At 65.6% G+C, this 25,646-nt stretch carries 27 protein-coding genes and 1 other RNA gene; 8 read left to right on the top strand and 20 right to left on the bottom strand.

Features of this window, described 5'->3' with window-relative positions; genetic code table 11:
- Positions 1–250 precede the first annotated feature (250 nt).
- Positions 251–844: an ATP-dependent Clp protease proteolytic subunit gene (locus tag M9952_13735; protein MCO5313986.1), complete on the bottom strand. Its 594-nt coding sequence runs from the start codon at positions 842–844 to the stop codon at positions 251–253.
- A 222-nt stretch (positions 845–1,066) separates the two neighbouring features.
- Between M9952_13735 and M9952_13730 the strand changes: the two genes are divergently transcribed.
- On the top strand, positions 1,067–2,803 hold the full coding sequence (locus tag M9952_13730; GenBank protein ID MCO5313985.1) for an HNH endonuclease: 1,737 nt from the start codon (positions 1,067–1,069) through the stop codon (positions 2,801–2,803).
- A gap of 2 nt (positions 2,804–2,805) precedes the next feature.
- On the opposite strand, the gene M9952_13725 is transcribed toward M9952_13730, so the two are convergent.
- Positions 2,806–3,225 (bottom strand): zinc ribbon domain-containing protein, encoded by a 420-nt coding sequence (locus M9952_13725; protein ID MCO5313984.1) that lies wholly within the window; start codon positions 3,223–3,225, stop codon positions 2,806–2,808.
- Entirely contained in the window at positions 3,222–4,391 is a 1,170-nt protein-coding gene (locus tag M9952_13720; protein ID MCO5313983.1) for a thiolase family protein, read from the bottom strand. The genes M9952_13725 and M9952_13720 overlap by 4 nt, the downstream gene beginning before the upstream one ends.
- 59 nt (positions 4,392–4,450) lie before the next feature.
- Here M9952_13720 and M9952_13715 point away from each other — a divergent pair, with 59 nt between their 5' ends.
- Positions 4,451–5,557 (top strand): alanine racemase, encoded by a 1,107-nt coding sequence (locus M9952_13715; GenBank protein ID MCO5313982.1) that lies wholly within the window; start codon positions 4,451–4,453, stop codon positions 5,555–5,557.
- Between the two features lie 34 nt (positions 5,558–5,591).
- Here the strand turns inward: M9952_13715 and M9952_13710 are convergent, their stop codons facing one another.
- From M9952_13710 to M9952_13680, 7 genes are all read right to left on the bottom strand, one after another.
- Positions 5,592–6,119, bottom strand: a complete 528-nt coding sequence (locus tag M9952_13710) for a DUF1697 domain-containing protein (GenBank protein ID MCO5313981.1) — start codon at positions 6,117–6,119, stop codon at positions 5,592–5,594.
- Positions 6,120–6,126: 7 nt separating this feature from the next.
- Complete coding sequence (gene galT, locus M9952_13705) at positions 6,127–7,089, bottom strand: galactose-1-phosphate uridylyltransferase (protein ID MCO5313980.1); 963 nt, start codon at positions 7,087–7,089, stop codon at positions 6,127–6,129.
- Positions 7,086–7,706: an RdgB/HAM1 family non-canonical purine NTP pyrophosphatase gene (gene rdgB, locus M9952_13700; protein MCO5313979.1), complete on the bottom strand. Its 621-nt coding sequence runs from the start codon at positions 7,704–7,706 to the stop codon at positions 7,086–7,088. The genes galT and rdgB overlap by 4 nt, the downstream gene beginning before the upstream one ends.
- 10 nt (positions 7,707–7,716) lie before the next feature.
- Positions 7,717–8,457, bottom strand: a complete 741-nt coding sequence (rph, locus tag M9952_13695) for a ribonuclease PH (GenBank protein ID MCO5313978.1) — start codon at positions 8,455–8,457, stop codon at positions 7,717–7,719.
- Between the two features lie 11 nt (positions 8,458–8,468).
- Complete coding sequence (gene murI / locus M9952_13690) at positions 8,469–9,314, bottom strand: glutamate racemase (GenBank protein MCO5313977.1); 846 nt, start codon at positions 9,312–9,314, stop codon at positions 8,469–8,471.
- Positions 9,315–9,448: 134 nt separating this feature from the next.
- Positions 9,449–10,075, bottom strand: a complete 627-nt coding sequence (locus tag M9952_13685) for a Fic family protein (protein MCO5313976.1) — start codon at positions 10,073–10,075, stop codon at positions 9,449–9,451.
- A 7-nt stretch (positions 10,076–10,082) separates the two neighbouring features.
- Positions 10,083–10,238, bottom strand: coding sequence for a hypothetical protein (locus M9952_13680; protein MCO5313975.1), 156 nt, complete (start codon positions 10,236–10,238; stop codon positions 10,083–10,085).
- 197 nt (positions 10,239–10,435) lie between these two features.
- Between M9952_13680 and M9952_13675 the strand changes: the two genes are divergently transcribed.
- Entirely contained in the window at positions 10,436–11,989 is a 1,554-nt protein-coding gene (locus tag M9952_13675) for an AMP-binding protein (GenBank protein MCO5313974.1), read from the top strand.
- Positions 11,990–12,114: 125 nt separating this feature from the next.
- Here the strand turns inward: M9952_13675 and M9952_13670 are convergent, their stop codons facing one another.
- The 3 genes from M9952_13670 to M9952_13660 are packed head-to-tail and all read right to left on the bottom strand — an operon-like array spanning position 12,115 to position 13,900.
- Complete coding sequence (locus M9952_13670; GenBank protein ID MCO5313973.1) at positions 12,115–12,498, bottom strand: type II toxin-antitoxin system VapC family toxin; 384 nt, start codon at positions 12,496–12,498, stop codon at positions 12,115–12,117.
- Entirely contained in the window at positions 12,495–12,716 is a 222-nt protein-coding gene (locus M9952_13665; GenBank protein ID MCO5313972.1) for a hypothetical protein, read from the bottom strand. Before M9952_13665 ends, M9952_13670 begins: the two co-directional genes overlap by 4 nt.
- A 59-nt stretch (positions 12,717–12,775) precedes the next feature.
- Positions 12,776–13,900 (bottom strand): ferritin-like domain-containing protein, encoded by a 1,125-nt coding sequence (locus M9952_13660; GenBank protein MCO5313971.1) that lies wholly within the window; start codon positions 13,898–13,900, stop codon positions 12,776–12,778.
- A gap of 83 nt (positions 13,901–13,983) precedes the next feature.
- Here M9952_13660 and M9952_13655 point away from each other — a divergent pair, with 83 nt between their 5' ends.
- Both M9952_13655 and M9952_13650 read left to right on the top strand, forming a co-directional pair.
- A complete protein-coding gene (locus tag M9952_13655) occupies positions 13,984–15,081 on the top strand; it encodes a GNAT family N-acetyltransferase (protein MCO5313970.1) in 1,098 nt (365 codons plus the stop codon).
- 49 nt (positions 15,082–15,130) lie between these two features.
- Positions 15,131–15,919: a thioesterase family protein gene (locus M9952_13650; GenBank protein MCO5313969.1), complete on the top strand. Its 789-nt coding sequence runs from the start codon at positions 15,131–15,133 to the stop codon at positions 15,917–15,919.
- A gap of 1 nt (position 15,920) precedes the next feature.
- Here the strand turns inward: M9952_13650 and M9952_13645 are convergent, their stop codons facing one another.
- The 3 genes from M9952_13645 to M9952_13635 all read right to left on the bottom strand — a co-directional run bounded on the left by M9952_13645 (position 15,921) and on the right by M9952_13635 (position 20,302).
- Positions 15,921–18,713, bottom strand: a complete 2,793-nt coding sequence (locus M9952_13645; GenBank protein ID MCO5313968.1) for an AAA family ATPase — start codon at positions 18,711–18,713, stop codon at positions 15,921–15,923.
- Between the two features lie 126 nt (positions 18,714–18,839).
- Positions 18,840–19,787 carry a cysteine synthase family protein gene (locus M9952_13640; protein MCO5313967.1) on the bottom strand — a complete coding sequence of 316 codons (948 nt, stop codon included), beginning with the start codon at positions 19,785–19,787 and terminating at the stop codon, positions 18,840–18,842.
- 95 nt (positions 19,788–19,882) lie between these two features.
- Positions 19,883–20,302, bottom strand: a complete 420-nt coding sequence (locus M9952_13635) for a M67 family metallopeptidase (GenBank protein ID MCO5313966.1) — start codon at positions 20,300–20,302, stop codon at positions 19,883–19,885.
- Positions 20,303–20,360: 58 nt separating this feature from the next.
- On the opposite strand from M9952_13635, the gene smpB reads away from it, so the two are divergent.
- Positions 20,361–20,837 carry an SsrA-binding protein SmpB gene (smpB, locus tag M9952_13630; protein ID MCO5313965.1) on the top strand — a complete coding sequence of 159 codons (477 nt, stop codon included), beginning with the start codon at positions 20,361–20,363 and terminating at the stop codon, positions 20,835–20,837.
- A gap of 26 nt (positions 20,838–20,863) precedes the next feature.
- On the opposite strand, the gene M9952_13625 is transcribed toward smpB, so the two are convergent.
- From M9952_13625 to M9952_13610, 4 genes are all read right to left on the bottom strand, one after another.
- On the bottom strand, positions 20,864–21,307 hold the full coding sequence (locus tag M9952_13625; GenBank protein MCO5313964.1) for an OsmC family protein: 444 nt from the start codon (positions 21,305–21,307) through the stop codon (positions 20,864–20,866).
- Between the two features lie 50 nt (positions 21,308–21,357).
- Complete coding sequence (locus M9952_13620) at positions 21,358–22,113, bottom strand: aminopeptidase P family protein (protein ID MCO5313963.1); 756 nt, start codon at positions 22,111–22,113, stop codon at positions 21,358–21,360.
- A 51-nt stretch (positions 22,114–22,164) separates the two neighbouring features.
- A complete protein-coding gene (locus tag M9952_13615) occupies positions 22,165–23,046 on the bottom strand; it encodes an LLM class flavin-dependent oxidoreductase (GenBank protein ID MCO5313962.1) in 882 nt (293 codons plus the stop codon).
- A gap of 253 nt (positions 23,047–23,299) precedes the next feature.
- Positions 23,300–23,800, bottom strand: coding sequence for a GNAT family N-acetyltransferase (locus M9952_13610; GenBank protein ID MCO5313961.1), 501 nt, complete (start codon positions 23,798–23,800; stop codon positions 23,300–23,302).
- Between the two features lie 129 nt (positions 23,801–23,929).
- Here M9952_13610 and ssrA point away from each other — a divergent pair.
- Together ssrA and M9952_13600 are read left to right on the top strand one after the other, a co-directional pair.
- Positions 23,930–24,313, top strand: a transfer-messenger RNA (tmRNA) gene (ssrA, locus tag M9952_13605).
- Positions 24,314–24,452: 139 nt separating this feature from the next.
- On the top strand, positions 24,453–25,646 hold a 1,194-nt coding region (locus tag M9952_13600; protein MCO5313960.1), incomplete at its 3' end, for a DUF4263 domain-containing protein.

The following is a 25,646-nucleotide window of genomic DNA, read 5'->3' as shown; positions in this document are numbered from 1 at the left end:
CGTCGAAATGACATGAAACGGCCCGCTCATCTCGAGCGGGCCGTTTGACGTTTGCAATATTCGACCCGGCATTCAATCGTGACTATTGCAACACTCGCGTCGCAACACGTCCGTCATGGAGTCGCAACTGCCGGTCTGCGATGCGCAGCGCGAGTGCCGTCTGCGATGCGCAGCGCGAGTGCCGTCTGCGATGCGGCAGCTCGCGGGGTACGGGCGCGCCAACCGCCGGCCCTGGCCCCGCCAAGAAAACTCAGTGCATTTCGCCGCGGCGCACGATCACCTGGTCGATGATGCCGTAATCCTTCGCCTCAGGAGCGGTGAACCAACGGTCGCGATCGGAGTCCTTGATGATCTGATCAACGGTTTGGCCGGTGTGCTCGGCGATGCGCTCGGACAGCATCTGCTTGATGTAGATCATCTGCTCGGCCTGGATCTTGATGTCGGCCGCGTTGCCCTGAAACCCGCCGGAGGGCTGATGCATCATGATCCGACTGCTCGGCAACGCGAACCGCATGCCCTTCGCTCCCGCCGACAGCAGGAACTGCCCCATCGACGCCGCGAGTCCCATGCAGACCGTGCCAACGTTCGGCTTGATGAAGTTCATCGTGTCGTAGATAGCCAGACCGGCGGTGACCGATCCGCCCGGGCTGTTGATGTACAGCCAGATGTCGGAGCTGTCGTCCTGTCCGTCGAGGTACAGGAGCTGCGCCGAGATCAGGTTTGCGACCTGATCGTTGACCTCGGAGCCGAGGATCACGATGCGGTTCTTCAGCAGCTTGCTCGACACGTCGGAGATCGGGTCGAAGCCGCCGCTCAGTTCGGAGATCGGAAGTGGGTTAGCCATTGGAGTGAAGGTTAGTCGGCACCTTGACGATTCCGGCACCGGTCGAGCGAACGAGCCAACGCGGGCGGCGCGAGAGCACCTCCGCGCCGCCGGGGCCTGTGCTGCCCTTGCTGCCTGCGCTGCCCTTGCACCCAGACGACGCCCACACTTCGGATCGAACTTTTGTTTGGTTCTTCCGCATTTCGACTTGCGTATCGTACGCCTGTTCGATACTATGGCGACATGTACGACTACGCCGGTGCATCTCAAATCGATTCAGGTGCTTTCCGTCGCGGCGAGAACGCCGGTCCAGATGGCTGTCCGGATGGTGGTTGGGATGTCCTCGTTGGCGCTATCGGCGCGTGCGGCGACCTTGGCGAAGCGGCCTCGGCGCTCGTCGATGCAGTGCTCGCGGGAGTGCGGGGCACGAAGGCCGCAGTCCGCACTCCTGCAGGCGCCAACCGCTCGCAGATTGCTGCCGACTTGTCGGTTGCTGCGGCACGCCTCACCCACATCGTCGAGCGTTTGCACGTCGCCGCTTCCGGGCTTGCAGCCTCGGAACGTGTCCACGAACTCGATGGCATGGGCACCATCGGCTTGTGGCTCGCGCTCCATCACGGCATCACCAGGCGCGACGCATACCGTTTGCTGCGTGCCGGGGTCGTCACCGAGCGTTTCGGAGAAGTCCGCACCGCGTTCGAGGCTGGCGAACTCACCCTCGGGCACCTCGATGCCATCGCCAAGATCATCCCCCAGACGTTCGAGGGCGACCACCTCGATGCTGCAATCGACGCCATCCGCGAGATCCAACCGCTGTTGCTCGATGCCGCCTCGCGGTGTTCGCTCAACCGATTCGAAGGCTTTTGCCACAACGTTCGCGACCGTCTCGACCAAGACGGCCCGGGTGATCCGAGTACCGACCCGTCCCACATCACGTTGTCTCAAACGTTCAACGGTCGATGGCACCTCCATGGAGATCTCACCCCCGACGACGGCGCACTCCTCGCGACCATCCTCCACGACCTCATCAACCGCCAACTCCACACGGCACAGAGCGATTCGGGGAAGGACCCCGTCAGCGAGAACGCTGCCACCGACGCCGCTCACGACGCGCACGCCGCTGACCGGGAAGGCGGGTGTGCGACCGACGGGAAACGCGCCACCAGAGACGCCGGTCGGGACGGCCGAGACACGACCGCCGCCAAGCGCGATGGCGAGACCGCCCGACAGGACGACCAGACCGGCGGTGAGCGCGATGCCAAGAGCGGTGGCCAGACCGGCGGCGAGCACGAAGCCAATACCGGCGGCCAGACCGACGGCGAGGCCGCAGGCGGACGGAACCGCGGGACCGTCGCTGGGCAGGAAGCCGACCCACCACACCTGCCGACCATGGCGCAACGCCGTGCGTCAGCGTTGCGCGACGCCTTGCTCGCGGCGGCCGGTCTGACCCGGCCCGGCCGCGTCGGCGCCTACATCCACATCGACCTCGACAAACTCAACCGCGCCGACGAAGGCCTCGCCGCGCTCTTCAGCGAACACCACGGCGAACCCGACGTCTCCGGCCCAGCCCACACCGAAACCAACCTCGACATCACCGACGAGACCCTGTGGGCCCTCCTCGCCAACGCTGATGTCATCCCCACCTTCACCCGCGACGGCACGCCCCTGTCCTACGGACGAACACGACGCCTCGCTCCCGATGTCCTTCGGCGCGCCCTCGCTCACCGCGACCGCGGATGTCGGTTCCCCGGATGCGAGCGCAACACCATCGGCTGCGACCTGCACCACCTCGTCCACTACAGCGACGGCGGAACCACCGACCCCAACGGCCTCGCCAACGTCTGTCCCGGGCACCACCATCGACACCACAACGGCGACGCCGTCATCTCCGGCAACCCCAACCAGCCGCTCCACGCCACTCGACCCGATGGCACCACCATCACCAACACCCCCCGCTACAAACAGCCACCCCGACCATGAACTCAACCGACCAACGAGGCGTAGGGCAGGCCGAACTCGTCAACCGCGATCACAACCTCGCGTCCGTGCCAATCGATGTCGCCCCCAACGTCGGTCAGGCTCGGGCGCACGTGCAACAGCACGCGAATTCCTTCGGGGACCTCGGCGATCACCAACGCATAGGGAACGACCTGCGCAAACCCGAAATGGAACGGCCGATGGGTGACGGTCCACCCGACAACCCGCCCATGGTCGCCAACCGGTTCAAACGACCACGCCTCCCCATGACAGCTCGCGCATCGGTAGCGAGCAGGCATACGCCAGCGTCCACATTCGCACCGTTGTGCGGTGAGCCGGCCGGCCGATGCGTTGGCGTCATACCACTGCTGGTGGAGCCCGGCAGCACCGATCGGCTGGCACGGGAATCCGTCGTGTTGAGTCATGGCTTCGAGCCCAACACGACCACGGTTCCATCGCCGAAGTCGCCCCACCCGGTCACCGCACTCAACCGAGCGCCGGGCACCTGGCGCTCCCCGGCCTCGCCACGAATCTGGCGGGTCATCTCGATGACGTGGTTCATTCCCCACATGTGTCCCTGGCTCAACAATCCGCCATGGGTGTTCACCGGGAGTGCACCACCGAGGTCGAAACGTCCCTCGCGCGCCGCGATGCCCGCCTCCCCCTCGCCCACGACACCGAGCACCTCCAACTGCAGCATCGCCACGTAGGTGAAACAGTCGTAGACGCCCACCACGTCGAGGTCCGCTGGTGTGAGGTCCGCCATCGCGAAGGCTCTCGGAGCCGCCCCACTCAGCCCGATGCGCAGCAGGTCGCTGCGCCCGGCGATGTCGTCGGCGGGTTCGGGTCGCCCCTCCCCCACGCCGAGGATCGCCACCACCCCGTGGGGTGCGTCGGCCGCGCGTTGCACCGAGGTCACCACGACTGCGGCCGCCGCGTCGGTCTCGAGACAGCAGTCGAGCTTGCGGAACGGTTCCGACAGCATCGACGACTCGAAGTAGTCCTCGGTGGTCATCGGCGTGTCACGCATCACCGCGAGCGGGTGACGGTGCGCGTGGCGCCGCATCGCCATCGCGAACGCAGCCCCGTCGTCGTCGGTGATACCCCGTCGGCGGCGGTAGTCATTCGCGAGTGGCGCATAGAACTGGGTCGCGCCGATGGCACCCTGGGGAACCATCACGTCGACCACGACGTCCTGGGCCGAACTCATCGCCAGCCCATGGCGAGGCACCGCCACCCCGTCGCGTGGCCGCATCCACGAATACCCGTTCCATCCGACGACGACGAGCACCGAGGTCGCGACACCCGTGGCCACCGCCATCGCTGCGTTGCGTATGCCGGCCACGCTCGAGGCGCCCCCGACGGCGGTGATCGCGGAGAATCCCAGGTCCTCGATGCCGAGGTTCGCAGCGAGCTCCTCCGCGCTCGTGAACCCTGGCGGAGCGCAGATGCCGTCGATATCACTCGGAGCCAGCCCGGCATCAGCGATCGCTTCGAGCGACGCGTCGAGCATCAACTCGATCGGCAGACGCGGCGACCCGCGGTAGAACGGCGTCTCAGCGATGCCCGCGATGGCGGCCTGTCCCCTCACGGGCCTCAACCTTACCGATCGGCCCAACCACACTCGCCCGGCGTGGGTAGGGTGCGGCGATGCTCGTCGCCGACCTACCGACCCCAGCGCTCGTCGTCGATCTGGCCTCGTTGAACCACAACATCGACGCCATGGCCAAGATTCGCCCGGGCCCCTCGGTTCGATCGCATGTCAAGGCGCACAAGTCCACCCGCCTCGCCCGCTACGCAGCCGAACGATCCGCCAGCCACTCGGCGTGTTGCGCGACCCTTCGAGAACTGTCGGGGATGATCCGGGCCGGGCTCGGCGCCGACCTGTTGCTGGCCAACGAAACCCTCGACGTCGCCGGGCTCACCGCGGTCGTGCAGGCCGCGGTCGTCCAGGCCGCTGCCGATGGCGACGCCCGAATCACCGTCGCCATCGACTCGGTTCAGACGCTCGACGTCGCTGCCGCCGCACGCCGACGCGGACCGCTCAACGTCCTCATCGACGTCAACGTCGGGATGCCCCGCTGTGGGGTGGCGCCCGAGCGCGCCGGCGAACTGGCGCACCGGGCCAGGTCGGCCGGTCTCGAGGTCCGAGGCGTGATGGGATATGAGGGCCACGTCGTCGGCAACCCCGATCGATCCTGGCGAATCGAGCAGGTCGCGTTGGCGATGCAACAGCTACGTGCTGCCCATGACGACGTCGGTGGCGACATCGTGTCCGCGGGTGGAACCGGAACCTTCGACCTCCACGACGCCCCGCCCGATGGCACGGCGCTGGTGAGCGAGGTCCAGGCCGGCTCGTACCTACTCATGGACACCTCCTACGCCACGCTCGGCCTGCCGTTTCGCCAGGCGGTGTCGGTGCTCTCCACCGTGATTTCGACCAATCGCACCGACGGATATGGCGTCGCAGACGCAGGGCTGAAGGCGTTCGGGATGGATCACGGTGATCCGACCACGATCGGCCACACGACCTTCTTTTGTTCCGACGAGCACGTCACGTTCGTCGCGAACGCGGATGACTCCGGCCGAGCGCTGCCTGCGGTCGGCGAACGCGTGCACCTGGTGCCGGCGCATGTCGACCCCACGATGGCCCTACACGAGCGGATGTATGTCGTCGCCGAGTGCAACGAGGACGGCACCATCGAACTCGACGCCGAGGTGCTCGACACCTGGCCGATCGACCTGCGCAACTGGTGAGCGCCGCGGTGAACGCGGACCTGCACCCGAAGAGTCAGGCGGTCATCTCGACAAGCTTCGCGAGGGTGTTCGCGTTACGCGCGGTGCCCACGACGCCCAATTGGCGCTCGAACGCCGCCGTCTGCAGCTTCGACCCGGCGACGCCGCCGTCGTAGCGGATGAAGATTTCGGCACCATCGATGACGAATTGGTCGGGAGACCCGAACGTCGGATCGATCGAAGCGATCCGCTCGGGGGTGGGCTGAGCGTCGAGCACGACCGTCATCAACCACTTGCCTTCCTGGGTTCCGGCGAACCGATGCCGGGCCACCAAGTCGACGAGCTGGCGGTGAGTTCGAACGAGAACGGCGAGGTCGTGGCCGAATTGCGACAACACCGCGTCGTGGACCAACTGAGCCCAGTACGCCGAATCGTGCCCGGAGTCGTCGAACACGATGTTGCCAGCGACCTGCAGAGTCGCAACGTCTCCCAAGCCGGCGGCCACGACAGCAGCCTTCAGATCCGCCATCTTCATCGCCGTGGCACCGCCCACGCCACGGATCAACGCCACCGACCTGGTCATCGCAGCTTCATCCCAGCCCCATGGCGTCGCGCAACACTTGCGCGGCCGCTTCGGGGGCGACGGGGTTCGACATCGTTCCCGACCCGACCTCACCGGCAGCGATGAACCTCGACACCCCCGGGGCGCGCTGGGGCGGAGCGAGGTGGACGTGCAGGTGATAGTCGCCGGTGCGCGTCGAGGGTTCCTGGTGGAACCACATGAGATACGGGAAGATCTCGCTGCGATTCGGGTCGTCGGCCCAGAGGTTTTCATAACCGCTCAGAACCGCGGTGAGCGCCCGAGCGAGGCCGTCGCGGGCGGCATCGTCGAGATCCCCGAGGCGCCCGAGGTGATCGGCGGCGACGATGTTCACCCCGTACGGGTGGGCCGACGCATACGGCACCCACGCCACCACCCCGTCGCCATCCCACAGCACCCGGTCGCCGTCGCCACGTTCACGTTCCACCTCGGCGCACACGACGCAGCCGCCGTCGTGGCGCGTCCGCTCGGCTTCGACGAGCGCCGCGGGCGGGGTGAATCCGAACGCGTAGATCTGCCCGTGGGGATGATGAATCGTCGCCCCGACCTCGGCGCCGCGGCTCTCGAACACGAGGGCGTACTCCACCTCCGGGCGGGCCAGCAGCTCCTCGCTGCGCTGCGCCCACAGGTCGACGACCTTGCGCACCTGTTGCCATCCCAACGACGCCAACGACGCGTCATGGACCGGCGAGTACAAGATGACCTCCGACGCTCCGACCGCGGCGCCGAGATCGACTCCAGCGGCCTCGAGCGCGCCGAGGTCGACCGGGTCGCCGGGAACGAATGCCGGCCAGCGGTTGACAAATGCCAAGGTGTCGTAGGGTTCGGGCGCCTCGAGCCCTCCGACGCAGAACGGGCAGCCGGTCGAGGGAAGGTTGGGGCGGCTCTGACGATGAGCCGAGATGTTGACCCACTGCCCCGTCAAGCGATCGAATCGCAACTCTCCGCTCATGATCCGAGTCCCACGAAATCCACGAGCAGGTCGCCAGCCGCGCGTATCGCCCGACCCCGGTGGCTGATGGCGTTCTTCTCGTCGGGCGCCATCTCCGCAAACGTGCGGCCATCCCCCTCGACCGGGACGAACACCGGGTCGTACCCGAATCCCGCGTCGCCGTGCCGCTCATCTGCGATCGTGCCCTCGCACACCCCTTCAGCAAAGGCAATCTCCCCGTCGGGCCGCGCGATGCAGATGACGGTGCGGAACCGCGCCGACCGAGCCGTCGGCTCCGAGACGCCCGCCAGTTTCGACAGCAGCAGTGCCACATTGGCGTCGTCGTCGTGGTCGCCGCCGCTGAAGCGGGCCGAGCGAACGCCGGGCGCCCCGTCGAGTGCGTCGACCTCCAGGCCCGTGTCATCCGCGATCGCGGCACATCCGGTCGCTTCCATCACCGCAACCGCCTTGAGCCGGGCGTTGTCGCCCAACGTGTCGCCGGTCTCCTCCACGTCGGGCAGGTCGGCCGGCCGAGGCACCAACTCGAAGCATCCAGCGGCCACCTCGTCGAAGAGCACCTGCAACTCGACGAGCTTCTTGGGGTTCGCGGTTGCCGATGCCACCGGGGTCGCGCTCATCACTGCGCCCCTACCGGGCCGTGAACGACTTCGGCGTCGGAGCGGCCGCGACCACCTCGCGTTGACGGGTGACGATCTCAGCGATGCCACCCTCGGCCAGGTCGAGCAGCGCATTGAGTTCGGCACGTGAGAACGGCGAGTCCTCCGCGGTCCCCTGCACCTCGACGAGCCCGCCGGCACCGGTCATCACGACGTTCATGTCGGTCTGTGCGGTCGAGTCCTCGACGTAGGGAAGGTCGAGTCGGGGTTCGCCGTCGATGATCCCCACCGAGATCGCCGCGCAGTGGTCGACCACCGGATTCGCCTTGATGATGCCGGCCTGCACCATGCGTTCACACGCGTCGTGTAGGGCGATCCAGGCACCCGAAATCGAGGCGGTGCGGGTGCCGCCGTCGGCCTGCAACACGTCGCAGTCCAACAACACCTGACGTTCGCCGAGTGCCTTCATGTCGACCACCGCTCGCAGCGATCGTCCGATCAGCCGCTCGATCTCCTGGGTGCGGCCCTTGGGCCCTTTGCGTTCGCGACGGATTCGTTCGGGGGACGAGCCGGGCAGCATCGAGTACTCGGCGGTGACCCAGCCCTTTCCGGTGCCCTTCATCCAACGCGGCACGTCGAGTTCAACCGTCGCCGTGCACAACACTCGGGTCTCGCCGAAGGCGACGAGCACAGAGCCGTGCGAGGTGGTGGTGAAGTCGCGTTCGATGGTGATGGGGCGCAATTCGTCGGGTCGACGGCCGTCTGGTCTCATGGGCCCCGACGTTACAAGGTGACCCGCTCCGCCCGTTCCAACTCGGGTCCGAGCAGGCGGCTGCCGAGGTGCTGGAACCAGTCGACGTCGCCGGTCGTCAAAAACCGGGGTGCCGGGGTGGGCACCGCCTCGTCGCGATCGAGCCCGCGCTCGACCAGCAGATCGGCGATCTCGAAGGCCGTCTCATCTGCGCTCGACACCAACACGACCTCGCGCCCCATGACCTCGGCGATCGTGCGGGCCAGGTACGGGTAGTGGGTGCAGCCGAGCAGGAGGCTGTCGACCCCGAACTCGACGGCGGGCGCGAGGAGTCGCTCGGCGAGCACGTGTACCTGATGGCTGTCGAACTCGCCCCGCTCGACGAACTCGACGAAACCGGGACACGACAGCGCGCACAACTCCACGTCATCGAGGCCGGTGCAGGCCGCGTGATCCGCAACCGTGTCCTGGTAGGCGCCGGATTCAATCGTGCCCACGGTGCCGATCACCCCGACGCGGCGGTTCTCGGTCGCCTTGAGCACCGAACGAACCCCCGGCTCGATGACGCCGATGACCGGGATGTCGAAGCGGTCCTGCAACTCGTCGAGCGCTGCCGCCGCCGCGGTATTGCAGGCGACGATCAACAGTTTCGCCCCGCATTCGTCGACGAGATGCTCGGCGATCTGATGGGAGAACGCCCGCACCTCGTCTTGGGAACGCGGACCGTAGGGGTAGCGCGCGGTGTCGCCCAGGTACACGATCGGCTCGTGGGGCAACAGGTCGATGACCGCCCGGGCCACGGTGAGCCCACCGAACCCCGAGTCGAACATGGCGATCGGCGCGTCGGCATCGAGGCGGGGATTCGCGGGCACGACCATCGCCACCAAGCTACCGACCGCGACTGTGTGGCAAGATACGGCCATCGACGCCGGTCCCGCAGTGGGACGGTTCACAGAGACCGCGGCGGTCATCACGATGAGCGGCTTCGCTGCCACCCACCCCACTTCCCCCGTCACACGTCGAGCTCCAGATCCCCAAGAAACTCGGACAGCGGACCTTCGTCGCGATCACGGTCGAATGCCCGAAGAAGGTCGATGTAGCGACGTTTGTTGATGTCCCAGTCGAAAACGTGGAAGGGACCGTCACCCTGTGCAGCGAGGTAGACCAGATCGGCGAGCAGCCGGGTCGTTCGGCCGTTCCCATCGACGAACGGATGAATCCGCACGAGGTCTGCGTGCACAAACGCGGCGAATCGCTTCGGCGTCCATTCTCCAGCGTGCTCCCACCGATACAACGCGTTGGCAAGAGAGTCTCGAACCGCGGAGACGATGAGGAGCGGGTCTATCCCGATGGAATATTCCTTCGTCCGGTAAATGCCTGCCCAACTCCACACGTCCTCGTAAAGCTCCTGGTGAAGCTGCATCAGCGTAAGGTCCGAGCAAAGCTCGGCCAATCCAACGTCTGAGTACAACACCCGCGTCATCCATTCGGAGGCAACGAAAGTCTGGATCGCTTGTTCGATTTCGTAGACGTCGGCCTTCGTTGGCCATTCGCCGAGAACCTTCAACACCTCGGGGATGAACGCAGCAAGATCGTCTTCCTCGACCGGGGTGTCGCCGTAGCTGGGCGGAAGCGACATCTGGCCGCTACTTCGGCCGGGTCACTCGGTCGATGTACTTCTTGACGACCGTCGAGCGCTGGTATCCCGACGGAACAGAACGGCCTTCGAGCTTTGCGGAGTCACGAGTTGCCCGTTCGGCACTGACGTGGATCTGTTCCTTTGTGGGGTTCTTGGGCTTCATGACGATGCTCGCTAACGATTGGCCGTGGCGAGATTCTACCGGCGATCCGCCGGCTCCTCGCTGCACGTTTCACGAGCATCGAGACAAGGATTCGCGGGCACGACCATCGCCACCAAGCTACCGACCGCGACTGCGTGGCAAGATACGGCCATCGCCGCCGGTCTCGCAGGGGGACGGCCAATTCCGTGGAGCGCTCAATGAAGGTGCAACTCAACGTCTTGGACTTCCTCACCCGGGCCGAGACCGTTTACGGCGACCGGGTCGCGGTCATCGACGAACCCGACCAGCCGGCACCGCCGCTCGGGCCGCTGACGTATCGCCAGGTCGGCGAACACGCACGAGCGATGGCCGCCGGACTCGACGCGCTCGGCATCGACCGCGGCGACCGCGTCGCCATCGTCAGCCACAATTCGGCCCGGCTCCTCGTCGCGTTCTTCGGGGTGTGTGGATGGGGCCGTGTTGCCGTTCCGGTCAACTTTCGCCTCGCCGCCGAGGAGGTTCGTTACATCGTCGAGCAATCGGGCGCTCGGGTGTTGTTGATCGATCCGGAGTTGGCCGATTCGCTCGCCGATGTCGACTGCGAACACCGGTTCATCATCGGCGACGAGTCTGATGCCGCGCTGTTCCGGTTCGGCGTCGACCCCGTGCCATGGGAGGCCGACGAGGATGCGATCGCCACCATCAACTACACCTCCGGGACGACGGCTCGACCCAAGGGCGTCGAGTGCACCCACCGCCAGGAGTGGATTCACGCCTCGGTGGCCGGTTGGACCCTCGGGGTGAACGACCGCGACGTCTATCTCCACACCCTGCCGATGTTTCACTGCAACGGGTGGGGTCAGGTGTTCTCTGTCACGGCGATGGGCGGCACCCACGTCATCCTGCGCAAGGTCGACGGCGCCGAGATCCTGCGCCGAGTCGACACTCACGGTGTCACCTATCTGTGCGGGGCTCCGGCGGTCGGGGCGATGGTGTTGGAGGCCGCCCAGGGATTCAATCCGGTGCCGGGCCGCGACCGCGTCCGCATGGTGATGGCGGGTGCCCCGCCGCCCACGCGAACCATCGAACGGGTCGAGGAGGAACTTGGCTGGGAGTTCATCCAGATCTACGGGCTCACCGAGACCGCACCGGTCATCACGATGAGCCGATCCCGCAGCGAATGGGACGATCTGTCGGCCCACGAGCGGGCGGTGAGGCTCAGCCGGGCGGGGGCACCGCTGCTCGGCGTCGACCTGCGCGTCGACGACATGGGCGAGGTGACCGTGCGTTCGAACCACGTCATGAACGGGTACTGGAACAAGCCGGGCGCCACATCCGAGGCGATCTACCGGGGGTACTTCCACACCGGCGACGGCGGCACGATCGACGACGACGGGTACCTCACGATCAGCGACCGCAAGAAGGACGTGATCGTGTCGGGTGGCGAGAACGTCAGCTCGATCGAGGTCGAGGACGTGGTTTTCCGCCACGAGGATGTCGATGAGGTGGCGGTCATCGGCGTGCCCGACGACAAGTGGGGTGAGACAGTCAAGGCCCTTGTCGTGTTGCGTGCAGGGAGTCCCCTGTCGCAGCTCGGCCCTGAGGAGGTCGAGGCCGAGTTGCGGGCTTGGTGTCGCAACTCGTTGGCTGGCTACAAGGTGCCGACCTCGGTGGAGGTGCGCGAGGCACTCCTGCGCACGGCAACCGGCAAGCTGCAGAAGTTCCAGCTTCGCGCCCCCTACTGGGAGGGCCGCGACCGGATGGTCAACTGACGGCTGCGAGGGCGACGGCCAGCGTCGATCAGCGCCAACACGTCGTCATCGGTGACGGGCGTCCCCGTACTCGCTTACATCGACCTTCGTGCCAGGCGCGAGTCACAGCCGGTCCCTGCCCTCGGTCAACGCGGGACCACGGTGATCGGGCATCGAGGCCCGGGCGCTTGAGCGAGGCGCCCATCCGCGGTGACAAGCGGTGCATCGAGCGCCTCGGCCACCGCCACGTAGGTGGCGTCGTAGGCGCTCACATTTTCCCTCAACTCCCAGATCCGCGGGAGCAGGCCCGACACGCCGATCCGTTCGATACCGAGGCGCCGCCACACGTCGATGGCCCGCCCGGCATCCTCAGCCCCGAGCGTGCCTCGCAGGACTTGCGACCGTAGAGCGTGGGCCACCTCAGAGTCAGCCAGGTGAGGGCACGCAACGGCGCCCTCTCGGAGTATTGAACGCGCCTCGCCGTCGTTGAGGAGACCGAGGATCGCCGCCGAGGCATCGATGACGATCACCGCTCGGAGCGACCAGCCTCGACATCACCCACGACGGCTGCCGCTTCGATCCCGAGGTCGGGTAGCTCCGCCAGCAGGGCGGGATTGCCCTCCCGACGGGCGATCATCGCCAGCTCCCGGGTCGCGAACGCTGAGACGGACATCCCCGCCCGCTTCGCCAAGCGCTCCAATCGTTCACCGACGTCGTCCGGCACGTTCCGCAGATACAGCGTCCTCATGTCGTACAATGCTAGCACCAAGCATGCGCATCGCGACGTCGACCGTCTGGGTCGACCCCCTATGCGGTTGCGGCAGCGGGAAGGTTCTCGAGGGCGAACTGCTCGTACTCATCAGAGGTGTCGGTCCAGTTCTCATACTGGATGATGCCGAGTTCCTCGAACTTGGTCCGCAACCACCCGTCGCCGGCATCGAGGAGACCGAGCTTCTTGCAGTTCGGCACGATCTTCGAAAACAGCATGTGTTGAAACTCGTTGCGCTCGGGCGGCGGGTTGTCGAGCATCAACTTGATGAGCGGCGCCGCCTCGACACCCATGCGCTCCCAGACTTCGATCATGAAGAAGCGGTTGCGCAGACGCTCCGCCGCCTCGAACGCGAACTCCTGACGCTCGCGCAGCTCCGCCGCGCTCAGCCCCTGGTAGTACTCCTGCAGGCTCAACACCCCGAACGCGACATGGCGGGCCTCATCGCTCATCACGTAGCGCAACAGCTGCTTGAGCAACGGCTCGGGAGTCACCATATGGATCGCACCGAACGCCGCAAGCGCAAGCCCCTCCACCATGATCTGCATGCCGAGATAGGTGATGTCCCAACGCGAGTCACGAATCGTGTCGTCGATCAGATTTCCGAGATTCGCGTTCATCGGATACGCACTGTTGAGCTTCTCGTAGAGATACCGGGCGAACACCTCCACGTGGCGCGCCTCGTCCATCACCTGGGTCGCTGCGTAATACTTGGCGTCAATCCACGGCGTCGTCGCGGTGATGAGACCGGTACACATCAGCGCACCCTGCTCACCGTGCAGGAACTGGCTGAGCTGCCAGTTCTGCATCTCGATACCGACCTGCAACCACTCGGCGTCACCAAAGTTCTTCACCGGCGAACCCGGCAGCGACGACAACGCCTTGAAGCGCTCGACGTTGCCCGACACCAACATCGTGGCGACCTTCTCCTGGTCGACCTCGATCTCCCACGGCAGGTCGGTGGCCCCGTTCCACTGCGAGGTCTTCGCCTTCTCATACAGCTTCGACAGCGCAGGACGCGAACGGTCGTAATCCCAGGTGAACAACGCGTCCGCGTTGACGTCGACAGCGTGAGCGATCTCGTCGAGGTCGCGACGGGAGTACTCCTCCATAATCCAACTGACATCGTTGACATCGTGGTCATGGTCATGGCTCTCAGCCATCGCAGCCCCCTCTGATCGGCGAATTCGTACGGCGTACAAACGAATCACTTCAGCATAGCTCGTACGCCGTACGATGACATCCGATGGCACACGACTCCACCAGCAGCAACGTCTCACTCTCGCGTGAACGCATCGTCGAGGAGGCCCTCGCCCTACTCGATGAGGAGGGCGAAGAGGCGTTGAGCATGCGAAGGCTGGCCCAACGCCTCGGGGCCTCGACCATGTCGACCTATCACCACGTCAGCGACAAGGAAACGTTGCTCGACCTCGTCACCGACCGGGTGATGAGCGAACTGCGTCTCCCCAGCCACGACGCCAGCTGGCAAGACGCCGTGCGGACGATGGCCTGGTCGTTTCGCTCGCTCACCCACCAGCACCCAGCGGTATTTCGCCTGGTTCTGGCACGCCCGCGGCCGGCGGGCATGCTCGTCACCTCGGCGAATGTCCGCACCGTGCTGATCGACCGGGGGTTGGCGCCCGAATTCGCCTCGACCGTGTTTCGCTGCACCGTGCGGTTCCTGCTGGGGTCGACCCTCGGCGAGGTCGGAGGGTTCGGCGGGCTGGGCATCGACCACCACAGCGAGGAAGCACACCAGGTGTTTGAATCCGGCATCGAAGCGCTCATCTCCGGGTTCACTCAGCAGTTGGGTACCGTTCGACTCCGCGCCGCAGTCCCCGACGATCGCGACACCATCGTCGACGTCGTGACCCGGGCTTATCGCGGGCGTGGCGACGACGCCGGCTGGACCACCGAATCCCACCTGCTCGGCGGGCAACGGACCGATCCCACCGAGGTCGATGCGGCGATCTCCGCCCACGACGCGGTGCTGATTGTCGCCGTGGATACCGCTGACAACATCTTGGGGTGTGTCCGCGTCGATCGCAGCGACGGCAGCGAGCGCGACGGCGCGCACTTCGGCCTGTTCGCCGTCGACCCCGAACGCCAGAGCGGCGGAATCGGCGCCCTCCTCCTCGGTGCCGCCGAGGCTCAGGCCCGCGAGTGGCACTGCCCATCGCTGGAACTCGAAGTGCTCCACCAGCGCGACGACCTCCAGGCGTGGTATCTGCGGCGCGGCTTCGAACCCACAGGCGAGACCCAGCCGTTCCCCTACGGAGACGAACGTTTCGGCCTGCCGCGACGCGATGACCTCTACTTCGACGTGTTCCGCAAAGCGCTGTAGCACCCGCCCGGGATTGCCAGTCGACGGGCCGGGCGGACATGGTGGAGACATGGCCGAGATTCCCCACTCCTTTTTCGAAACACACCGCGACGGCTACGTCGGAACCGCCCTGTCGCGTGGTCCGTGGGATCCGGGTGCGGCCCACGGCGGACCGGTGGCGGCCCTCATCGGCCACGAGGTCGAGCGCTTCGACCCCGATCCCGACCTGTCGACCATACGGTTCACGATCGAGTTGCTGCGGCCAGTCCCGCTGTCGTTTCTGAACGTCGAAACCACGATGCTGCGACCAGGGAAGCGAGTGCGTCTGATCGGGGTGTCCCTTCGCCACGAGGGCGTCGAGGTCGCACGGGCGACGGCGCTTCGCATTCGCAACGCAGCGCCGAGCGCGCCCCTCAGCGAACCGGCGCCGGGGGTACCGTTCGCGTCCCATGAGGGCCAGCACCTCGCCGATCCGCTCGTCGAGCGCGGCGTCGGCATCCTCGACGGGCTGGAGATTCGGGCGGTCAGCGGATCACCACTCGTACCCGGCCCTGCGACCTTCTGGTTCCGGGTTCACAAGCCCCTCGTCGACGATGAACCCATTTCACCGCTCACCCGCGTCATGATCCCCGCCGATTTCGGAAACGGCATCTCAAGTGTCGTTTCCATCGAGACGCACCTGTTCATCAACCCGGACCTCACGGTGAACCTGCACCGGCTCCCGGTCGGCGACTGGGTGGCGAACGATGCCCGCACGTGGCTGCAGCCGGGCGGGACGGCTGTGGCCGAAGGCGCGCTCTACGACGCCACCGGCCGTATCGGCGCCGCCACACAGAACCTGCTGATCGCCGAGCGCTGAGTCACCAACGCCATGGCCCCGTGATTTCGAGGCGTCGCAGTTCCGCCGGGTTCGCGTTGACGACCTCGACCGTGGCAAGCCTCGCGAGCACGGCGAACACCTCGGCGCTGTGAGCGACCGGGTCGCCGAAGGTCCCGGCGGCGAGATCACTCTGGCGCAGTGTGGTTCGTTCGCCGAGAAGTCGCCAGGTCTCGCGAAACATCCAGGCCGGCACCAGGGTGACGCGATCGGTTGCCCCGGCGCGGGCGATGCCGGGGGTTGCCGGCGACAACACGACGCCGACGTCGCCGATCGACTCGATTCGGAAACGGCGGCCATGACTGACCGTCTCGATGATGGCGCCCACCGACAGGGCAGCGCGCAGGCGGACCAGCAACGCGAACTCGAGCAACTCCGACGCCCCGGTGGCGGCCGGGCGCGGCACGCTTCGAGACACGAGATCGCGAGCCGAGACCGAGTCACGCTCCGCGATCACCGTCACCGAATGCGTCGCTCGGCTCAACGCCCTGCGAAGTCGGCGGCGACCGCGCTCTCCGTCAGAGCGAACGACCTCGGTGGGTTTCACGAGCACCACGTGGTCGGCCTCGTGTCCGCTGATGTCCCGATCGGCAACCACGCTGATGTCAGCGTCGTTGAGCACCGGTCGTCGCAACAGACGGTCGATACGTATGACATTTGATTCTTCGGTGATCACGACCACACTCCCCCCGGTTTCCGCCCGTTCAATGACTGTCTGCAGAATCCACTGCTCCACTTCGCCCGGCTCGACACTGCGCTCCTCGATCGGTATCGGTTCGAGCACCGCGACGGGATCGTCGAGATCGAGCGGGCGACGGTAGGCGAGCACACAACGCTTCACGTCCAGGCCGTTTTCCAACTCAAGCAGTTCGCCGATGCGCGACCACGACCGGTCTGTGGTGCCGTCGCTCCACGGCGAAACGTCCTGGCCGAGATCGCCGGCGATCGTGATCGATTCGCCGAGCAGGCGCCGCTCCACGCACCGCCATTGCATCGGCGACAGGTCGGTCGCATCGTCGACGAAGACGTGATCGAAGCGATCGGATCGGCCGTGAAGGATGAAGGAAAGCTCGTCGATCAAGACCAGATCCGCGGCGGTCCAGGCGCGTATCGCACCCTTCGAACGACCCAGGAGCGCCACCTCAGCGGCGCTCAGATCGTCGTTGGCCCGCTGCCGGAAACCGTCGTCGCCCAGCAGCCGTTCCAACACCTCGGCCGCCTGCTGATCCGGCAACAGCGCATCGAGTTGCCCAGACGAGCGCAACTCTCGAGCGATTCGCTGCACCATCGCCACGCGTCGTTCCGACGCGCTCGCGGCGTTCTGGTCGGCTTGGGGGGCGAGACCGAAGGCACCGCCGTCAAGGCCATCGACCTTACGGGCGATGATCTGATCGGCGAGTTCGGTGGCAAGGGTGGCCATCACGCCGTGGCGGCCGTCGTCGTAGGACACCCCGGTGTCGAACACCGACTCGATGATCGCCTCAACCCTCGCCCGCCCGAGCACGGCGCGCACGCCGCGTTCCACGACCGTGACCGCGTTGGCGCGACAGCCCATCCAGACCGCGACCCGCAGTAGCCCAGCGAGTCGCACGTCGCCTTTGAGGGCTTCCGCTTCGTCGTCGGCTCGGGGCCGCGAAAGCGTTTGAGCACCCGCCGCCGGGTCGCCTGCCTTGTGCCCGAGGAGCGTTTCGATCGTGTCGACCGAAGCACTGGACACGCCGAGCCCTTCGAGCACTTCGAGCGCGTGTTGGCGCGCCGACTCGTTGGGCGTCAACACGAGCGCGCTCGCGGCCGTACCTGGTGCGCCGACCCCCAGTTCATGCAGAACCCAGGCCACACGGTGCAACCCGACCGTGGTCTTGCCGGTGCCGGCCGGGCCCTCGATCACGATCGCCGTGGTCGGGTCGCAACGCACGAGCCAGTCCTGGTCGGCCTGCATGGTCTCAAGGACATGGCCACGGCGTTGTGCGGTCGGCCGGGACAGCGCCGAAACGAGCCCGACCGGGTGGCGAAGCGAAACACCGATTCGGTCGAGTTCGACCTCGCTCGCCCACACCGATGGCCGACCGGCCGAGTTGGCCCACTCCGCTGCGGGACCGCTGACATCGCCGTCGGTGGAGAGACCCAGATCGAAGATTCCCACCGGCGTGACCGCTGCGGTAACCGCTGAAGTGACCGGCTGCGTGAGCGACGGAGGGTTCGAGCCGTCGGTCAGGTCGAGTACGAGTTGCATGGCGTCGCCCGGGTCGCCTGCGTGGAACCCGTCGGTCAACGTCTCGTCGTGAACGCCGACAACCTCGTCGTCGCGCATCGCCACAACCCTGCGCCGGCCGACGCCCATGGGGTCGTGCCGTGTTGCACGGTTGAAGGTCGCACCCAGATCGCTGCGCCAGTCGACGACGAGCTGACGTCCCGACTTCGCGTCCCATCGCCCCGCCGGGCCCAGATACACCGTCTCGGTGAGACCTTCGGGGTCGACCAGATCGAGGCGCCCGAACAACACCGGACGAGCGGTCGGGCGCTCGCCGGCTCGACCCGCAGCTTCGGTCGCCGCCACTTCGTCCGCATGGACCTGTTCGTTGTCGAGACGAACGCGGCTGAACTCTTCGTCATTGGTTGCCTGAAACAGCGACAAGGCCTCGGTTGCCGCGGCCGTCGATGCCGCCTCGGCTGCTGCTGTCGGCTCGTCGGTTTCACCGTTCGACGGGGCTCGGGTGCGGGTCAACTGTTCGATCACGGGGTCGATTCGGCTGCGCACGCCCGCGCCGACGAACACACCTCCACGACCAACTCGTCCTCGAGAACCTCGCGCTCGCACGAGCAACCCTCCCAGCCGACAGTACGGTCGACATTAGGGCGGCCACACCGCAAATTGGTGGTTCTCCGCCGAGGAAGTGCGGGCTCAGAAGTAGATGATCGACTCGGCGTTGGCCGCGGCCTGTTCGAGGTCGTCGGTGAAGGCTCCGGTGGAGAGGTACTTCCAGCCGTAGTCGCTGACGATGAACACGATCGTGCCCGAGTCGATGCGGTTGGCGACCTTGCAGGCTCCGGCGAACGCCGCACCCGCCGAGATGCCGGGAAACACCCCCACGGTGGTGAGCTTGCGGGCGTATTCAAGCGATTCGAGTGGGCGCACGATCGACTTGCCGTTCAGCAACTCGAGACCCTTCCATTTCTCGAACACCGGCGGGATGTAGCCGTCATCAAGGGAGCGAAGCCCTTCGACGAGCTCACCGGCGGGAGGCTCGACGGCGAGGATCTGCACGTTCGCGTTTCGTTCCTTGAGGTAGGTGCCGACGCCGAGCAGCGTCCCCGAGGTGCCAAGGCCCGCCACGAAATGGGTGATCTCGGGGCAGTCCGCCCAGATCTCCGGCCCGGTCGTCAGATAGTGGGCCCGCGGGTTGGCCTCGTTCGCGTACTGGTAGAGGAACACCCACTCGGGATGTTCCTCGGCGAGCGCGACGGCCCGACGCACCGCGCCGTTCGAACCTTCGCCGCCCGGGGTGAGGGTGATTTCGGCTCCGAACACCTCGAGCATCTGGCGGCGTTCGATCGACACCGACTCGGGCATGAGGATCTTGAGGTGGTAGCCGCGCTCCTGGCAGATCATGGCGAGCGCGATGCCGGTGTTGCCCGAGGACGGTTCGAGCAGCGTTGCCCCGGGGGTGAGGCGTCCGTCCTTTTCGGCCTCGAGGATCATCTGGCGGGCGATGCGGTCCTTCACCGAGCCGCCAGGGTTCTGCCCCTCCATCTTCGCCAGGATCCGCACGTCGGGATTCGGGCTGAGACGCGACACGTCCACCATCGGCGTATTGCCGATCATGTCGAACACGGAAGAGAAGATGGTCATTCGGGCATACCTCGCGACTGCCGGGACTCGCCCAGTCTAAATCCCGACCCTTTTGGTAAGAAATCCGAGCAGGTTCCCCGCTGGCGTCGGCCGGGTCAGGCGGGAACGATCTCCACCGGTTCTTCGATGATTTCACCGTCGACGATGCGATAGGAACGCAGGATCGGCGACGAATCGCGCAGCGACACGATCACGTAGTGCCACGCGGGGTCGGGAGCCTGGTCGACGTCGGTGACCGACGGATACGGCTCGGTGTGGGTGTGGCTGTGCATCACCCCGACGATGTCGAGTTCGTCGTCGTCGGCGTCGCGCTCGATGCGCATCCACTCCTTGGGATCGATCGAGTAGATCCGCGACGACTGCGCCGCGTTGCGACATGGCTCGAAGCGAACGAGTGACGCGACGCCGTCGTCGCCTCCGAGCGACCCGACCATCAGCCCGCAGGCCTCGTCGGGCAGTCCGTCGAAGGCGTGGGCGAGCATCGCACGGTGGATATCGACGGTGAGGCGCAACACGTCATCACGATAGGCCGCTCGATCGGCGCGCTCGGGCCACGGGTAGCATGGCTCCCTTATGGAAACGCCCGAGATCAAGGTGGTCGCGACCAATCGGGCCGCCCGCCACGACTATCACCTCCTCGACGAGTTCGAGGCCGGCATCGTTTTGCGCGGAAGCGAAGTGAAGGCGATGCGCGAGGCGCAGGTGCAGATCAAAGAGGCGTTCTGTCAGATCTCCAACGGCGAACTGTGGATTCACAATCTGCACATCGCGCCGTACGCGTTCAGCCAGACCCATTCAGGCCACGATCCGCTTCGGGTCCGAAAGCTGCTGTTGCATCGGCGCGAGATCGACAAGATCCGCCGCAAGCAGATGGCCGATCGGCTCTCGATCGTGCCGACGCGGATCTACTTCAAAGATGGGCGCATCAAAGTGGAGATCGCCCTGGCCAAGGGTAAGACCAAGGGCGACCGCCGCCAGGACATCGCGAAGAAGGACGCCGAGCGAGAGGCCCGCAACGAGATGGGCCGACGCCTCAAGTACGGCGCCTGATCGGTCGTCGGAGGGTCGCCGCCGGCTCAGCGCGAGGAGATGGTGACCTCGGCCTTGATGGAGTTGGCGATGTTGCAGCGCCGATGGGCCTCATGGTGCAGGCGGTCGACGACGTCGGCCGTCGGGGCGTCGCCGGACCATTCGACGGTCGGGCGCAGTTCGATCCTGGTGATCGCCTGGATCCCGCGATCGACGCGTTCCATGGTCCCGACCGCGTCGTCGCTGTAGTAATCGACGACGAGCCCCTCGGCCTGGGCAAGGAAAAGGAACCACATCATGTGGCACCCGGCGAGGGCGGCGACGAGCGCCTCCTCAGGATCGACGCGGCTGGGGTCGCCGTTCAGCCCCGGGGCGGATGACGCCGGCACGGTCACTCCACTGTCGAAGGTCCACACGTGGGTCCGGTCGTAGTCGGGACCGAAGGGTTTGTCGCCTCGTTCCCAATCGACTGCTGCGGTGTGTTCGCTCATGTTCGAATCCCTTCGCAAGATGGTGGTCTCGTACCGACCCCAGTATACCCCTATGGGTATAGGGTCGTCTGTTCCAGCGGGAGGAGTTGTTCAAAGAACCCGCCGATTTCCAAGGCCTCGTCCACGAGATGGATCTCGAGAATCCAATGGGCGGCCAATCCGGCCGGGTCGAGACACCGCAACGGGGCGTCGTTGCTCGCAGCAAGATGCGCGTGGGGATGCGACGATTCCAAGTCGTCGTGGGGAAACTCGCCGACGAGATGGCCACAGTGGAAGTTGCCGAACGTCCAGCCACGGCGCAGCGCCTCACCCACGACGTATCCATACAGCTCCGCCCCGGTCACGTCGGCACGGGTGTTGGCGAACGCGACCCCCAGGTCGAAGATCGCCTCAAGGTCGTCTCGTAGGCGCAGCTTGACCGGATCATCACCGATGACCCACGTGCGCCCGAAGTCGGCTTCCCACCCGTCGAAGATCGGCCCGAAGTCACCGAACACGATGTCGTCGGCTTCGATGACCCGGTCGGGCGGGTCCGCCCGGTAGGTGGCGAGAGTGTTTGGCCCCGAGCGAACGATGCGCTTGTGCCAATGATTGACGACCCCGAACCGATCGGCAGCGATGGCAGCGATCCGTCGACTGGCTTCGGCTTCGGTGATGCCGGCAACGATCACCCCCTCGCGCTCGACGATGTCGAACAACTCCGACGCTCGAGACTGGGCCTCGTTGAGGCGTTCGACGCGGCGACGCTCGTCGCGCTCGCGTCCGACCCGATGGACGGGGTCGGGGGTCGGGGGTTGATCAGCCATGTCGTGGGTTGCCTTTCAAATGCCGAGGGCGTCTCACATGCCGAGGGCTTCTCACATGCCGAGGGCTTCGCGGGTTCGGTCGAGTTCGGTCACATCCGCCGTCGTCGGTACCAGGAAGAGCTCGTCGCACCCGAGGTCTCGCAGGGTCGCCACGGCGCCACGAAGCGCTTCTGGCGTGTAGCACTCGACCAGACCGGCGCACGACTTCGCAAACCCCTCGCCCATGATCCTCAAGTAGCGGTACGCGTAGTCGCGAAGCCGCTCCTGTGAGCCGTCGCCGAGCGCATACCAAACGCTCACCGAGATGTGTGGACGATCGCTGCGTCCGGCGTCGGTCCACGCGGTGCGGATGCGCTCGAACGCTGCGGCCGTCGCATCGGCCTCGACCCGAAAGATGGTCGATGCATCGTCGATGCCGTCCGCCCATCGTGCTGCCCGGGCCAGCGCCTTGGGGCCCATCGACCCCGACACCAATGGCGGCCCACCAAATTGAACCGGCGGGGGCCCGACCGGATCTGCGCCCTCGAATGGCGGATCACCGGCCCAGATCGAGCGCATGCGAGCCACCTGCTCGTCCAGTCGTTGCCACTTGCGGCGCGGGGACCCTCCGATCGCCAAGTAGTCGTGATCGCGACCGCCGACACCGACGCCGACGGTGAGACGCCCCTCACACAATCGATCGATGGATGCGAGTTGCTTGGCGACATCGACCTCGTCGTGTGCGGGCAACACCACGATGGTGGTCCAGAGCCGAACCCGTTGCGTGAGCGCGGCGGCCGCCGAGAGTTCGACGACCCAGTGGTGGCTCGGGAAGGTCACGCGCTCGGGCACCGCCAGACTCGAAAATGGCCCCTCGTCGACGGCGTGGCACCACTCGACCACCTCACGGCGACCGTGCGGCAGCATCGTCGGCAACGTCATCGAAATCTGCATGTCCACTCCCAACGAGACCGGCGAGCAACGCGCCGACACCCAAGGTGCCGTCGAGCGATCCTTCGACCCGAGCGACCCTACAACGGGACCACCGCTCGTCAGATACTGCTCGAGGACGGCGAGGCATCGCTGCGCTGCTCAACCTGGTGAATCCGCAACGGCAACCCGGCAAATCCGCAACTCAAGACCGGCGAGCCGACATGGAGTGGCACGAGATACCGAATTACTCCGTGGTGTCCTCGACACACTGGACCTACTCCCCAGCCGACCTGAGCGGTTTCGCGAGGAGGCTCACGAGCACGCCGTAGTCGGTCTCCAATTGGCCGACCTCGGCGAATCCCAGGCGCTCATGAAACCGCAGCGACCCGTCGTTGCGAGGTCGCAGGTTCACCTCGCAACAGAACTGCGCAGCGCTCACCCGCCGTTCGACCTCGCCATAGAGCCGCGTGCCCAGCCCCTGGTTGCACGCTGATGCTGCGAACGCGACGCGGTCCAGGTAAACGAAATCATCGAAACGCTCACCGAACCACCGGTAGTTCACACTCTCATACGCCGTGCCGGCTGGAAGCACCACACAGAAGCCGACCACGACGTCGTTCGCGTCGACGACGGCGAGGGCCACCTCGGCCAGTTCGCAGAGGTGCGCCATCTTGGCCTCATCGGCGGCTCCGACCGCAGGGACGTTCGCATTGTTGATGACCGTGGCGCTCGCGAGATCGGCACTTGTCAGATCGCGGATCGAGTACTCAGGCATGGTCGGAGCGTAGGGCGTCACCACGCGAGCCGAGGTCGTGACGCACGTCGCGACGACGACGCTGAGCTGGCTCTTCGAAATGTTTCGCCGGGACGCGCCGTCCACCGCTACCGTGAAGGCCACAAACAAGGGGCTGAAGGGTTTCGACGTTGGGACCGGAAGCTTGTTCATGCGACTCGAGTTGCTCAGACTCGTTAAACAGGGCAACCAAAAGAAGCGCCAATAGCGACTTCGCTCTCGCCGCCTGATCTGATCAGGTCTAGAGAGACATCGTGAGCAGCAATGCCGCACGGGGCCAGATCGCTACAGCCCGGCAACAGAAGTAGCGGTGGACAGCAGGGAGAGACCGCTGACGGTGAGAAAGACCACTGGCATCGGGGAAAGACCCGGCGGTGAACCTCGGTTCAACTGACCCGGCGGCGTGGCAGCCGTAGAGCCACATTCACGGGAATAGTCGTAGCAGGTCAAGTGACCGCCGAGCGGACGGGAGTTCGATTCTCCCCAGCTCCACTTCGGGGGTTTCCCCTGAATTCAGCGGGAGGGTTCCCCTGAATTCGGGGATCCCTTCCCCTATATTCGACTGCTGTGGCGCCTGGCCGTGACTCCAGGCGCACCGTGTGGCGAAGTGACACGAGGTGGGAGGGCTTCTTCGGTGATTGATTTCGACGACGGCGTCGTTACCGACGTGACATACGCGCTTGGCAGACTTCCGACTCGCACGTACCTCACCAAGAGCTTTTCTACGCGATTCGGTAGCGACAGCGGGCACCCCGGCCGGTATCTGCATCGCGTGTTCGACGAGGTGGAGGTCGAAGATGGCGACGGGTGGGAGACGAGTTGTGAGGTCATTCACGTGACGGAAGCGAAGCGCGTACAGATCGAAATGCATATCGCACGGGAGCGCGGAGCCGTACGGAGGATTCGGCTGCAGAAGGTCAAGGTGAACGGAGAGTCATCGCAGCTCGAGAACCTGCTGACCCTGGATCGTTCACAGGCCGCGAAGCTGATCAGTGTGATCAAATCGCTCGACTCGATCCCGGTGGAGGGCGACAAAGGCGTACGCGTCGACGACGACCTTCTCGATGCCGTGTTTTCCGACCCGGGTGCCGTGGCTGAGTTCTACAGGAAGGACCCAGGTAGCTTTCGCGCAGTCGTCGAGAGCGACGCCGACGCTGAGGACATCATTGCCCTGCGACGCCGGCGCGATGTAGTCGACACCATGCGCCAGTGGCTAGCGGATGATGAGGCGTTCGACACTGCGAGCAGTGCTGCAGGCGGCGAGGAACGAGCTTGGCAGAAGTTGCTTGAAGACAACCAGTGGGTGCTGGGTGTTGGGCTTGGACAGCAGCTCTTGACTGCTTGGGACCCGAGGCGACTTGAACAAACGGGCCGTGGACACAACATCGATAGCTCCGGAAAGCGGGTCGATGCTCTGCTCCGAAGCGCCGGGTTCATCAGCTCAATGGTCTTCGCAGAAATCAAACACCACCGGACAGAACTGCTACAGAATTCTGAGTACCGTGCCGACTGCTGGGGTCCTTCAAAGCACCTAACTGGTGCAGTCGTACAGATCCAGCAAACAGTCCAAGCCGCTTGCGAGAGTCTCGGGACCTTTTTGGCTGACAAATCTGACGAGGGCGAAGTGCTTTCCTCAGGCACCTACCTCCTGCGCCCCCGTTCATATGTCGTCGTCGGTTCGCTCGACCAGCTGACCGGACAGCATGGCGGCGTCGTCGACAGCAAATTTCGCAGCTTCGAAATGTTTCGTCGTAACATCATTGACCCTCAGATCATCACTTTCGACGAATTGTTGGCCCGCGCTGAGTGGAACGCTGGTTATCGAAGT

Source organism: Microthrixaceae bacterium, assembly GCA_023957975.1.
Classification (GTDB): domain Bacteria; phylum Actinomycetota; class Acidimicrobiia; order Acidimicrobiales; family Microtrichaceae; genus JAMLGM01.
The sequence above is the reverse complement of the archived record's forward strand: the minus strand, read 5'-3'. Positions and strand labels throughout refer to the sequence as shown.

Coding starts and splice junctions, on each gene's coding strand:
- M9952_13660 (MCO5313971.1), bottom strand. CDS start 13,900: ATGGCTGAGAGCCATGACCATGACCACGATGTCAACGATGTCAGTTGG.
- M9952_13715 (MCO5313982.1), top strand. CDS start 4,451: ATGCTCGTCGCCGACCTACCGACCCCAGCGCTCGTCGTCGATCTGGCC.
- rph (MCO5313978.1), bottom strand. CDS start 8,457: ATGAGACCAGACGGCCGTCGACCCGACGAATTGCGCCCCATCACCATC.
- M9952_13620 (MCO5313963.1), bottom strand. CDS start 22,113: ATGGCTGATCAACCCCCGACCCCCGACCCCGTCCATCGGGTCGGACGC.
- M9952_13640 (MCO5313967.1), bottom strand. CDS start 19,787: ATGACCATCTTCTCTTCCGTGTTCGACATGATCGGCAATACGCCGATG.
- M9952_13610 (MCO5313961.1), bottom strand. CDS start 23,800: ATGCCTGAGTACTCGATCCGCGATCTGACAAGTGCCGATCTCGCGAGC.
- rdgB (MCO5313979.1), bottom strand. CDS start 7,706: ATGAGCGCGACCCCGGTGGCATCGGCAACCGCGAACCCCAAGAAGCTC.
- M9952_13685 (MCO5313976.1), bottom strand. CDS start 10,075: ATGTCGCTTCCGCCCAGCTACGGCGACACCCCGGTCGAGGAAGACGAT.
- galT (MCO5313980.1), bottom strand. CDS start 7,089: ATGAGCGGAGAGTTGCGATTCGATCGCTTGACGGGGCAGTGGGTCAAC.
- M9952_13730 (MCO5313985.1), top strand. CDS start 1,067: ATGTACGACTACGCCGGTGCATCTCAAATCGATTCAGGTGCTTTCCGT.
- M9952_13625 (MCO5313964.1), bottom strand. CDS start 21,307: ATGAGCGAACACACCGCAGCAGTCGATTGGGAACGAGGCGACAAACCC.
- murI (MCO5313977.1), bottom strand. CDS start 9,314: ATGGTCGTGCCCGCGAATCCCCGCCTCGATGCCGACGCGCCGATCGCC.
- M9952_13675 (MCO5313974.1), top strand. CDS start 10,436: ATGAAGGTGCAACTCAACGTCTTGGACTTCCTCACCCGGGCCGAGACC.
- smpB (MCO5313965.1), top strand. CDS start 20,361: ATGGAAACGCCCGAGATCAAGGTGGTCGCGACCAATCGGGCCGCCCGC.
- M9952_13665 (MCO5313972.1), bottom strand. CDS start 12,716: ATGAGGACGCTGTATCTGCGGAACGTGCCGGACGACGTCGGTGAACGA.
- M9952_13725 (MCO5313984.1), bottom strand. CDS start 3,225: ATGACTCAACACGACGGATTCCCGTGCCAGCCGATCGGTGCTGCCGGG.
- M9952_13655 (MCO5313970.1), top strand. CDS start 13,984: ATGGCACACGACTCCACCAGCAGCAACGTCTCACTCTCGCGTGAACGC.
- M9952_13735 (MCO5313986.1), bottom strand. CDS start 844: ATGGCTAACCCACTTCCGATCTCCGAACTGAGCGGCGGCTTCGACCCG.
- M9952_13650 (MCO5313969.1), top strand. CDS start 15,131: ATGGCCGAGATTCCCCACTCCTTTTTCGAAACACACCGCGACGGCTAC.
- M9952_13710 (MCO5313981.1), bottom strand. CDS start 6,119: ATGACCAGGTCGGTGGCGTTGATCCGTGGCGTGGGCGGTGCCACGGCG.
- M9952_13615 (MCO5313962.1), bottom strand. CDS start 23,046: ATGCAGATTTCGATGACGTTGCCGACGATGCTGCCGCACGGTCGCCGT.
- M9952_13680 (MCO5313975.1), bottom strand. CDS start 10,238: ATGAAGCCCAAGAACCCCACAAAGGAACAGATCCACGTCAGTGCCGAA.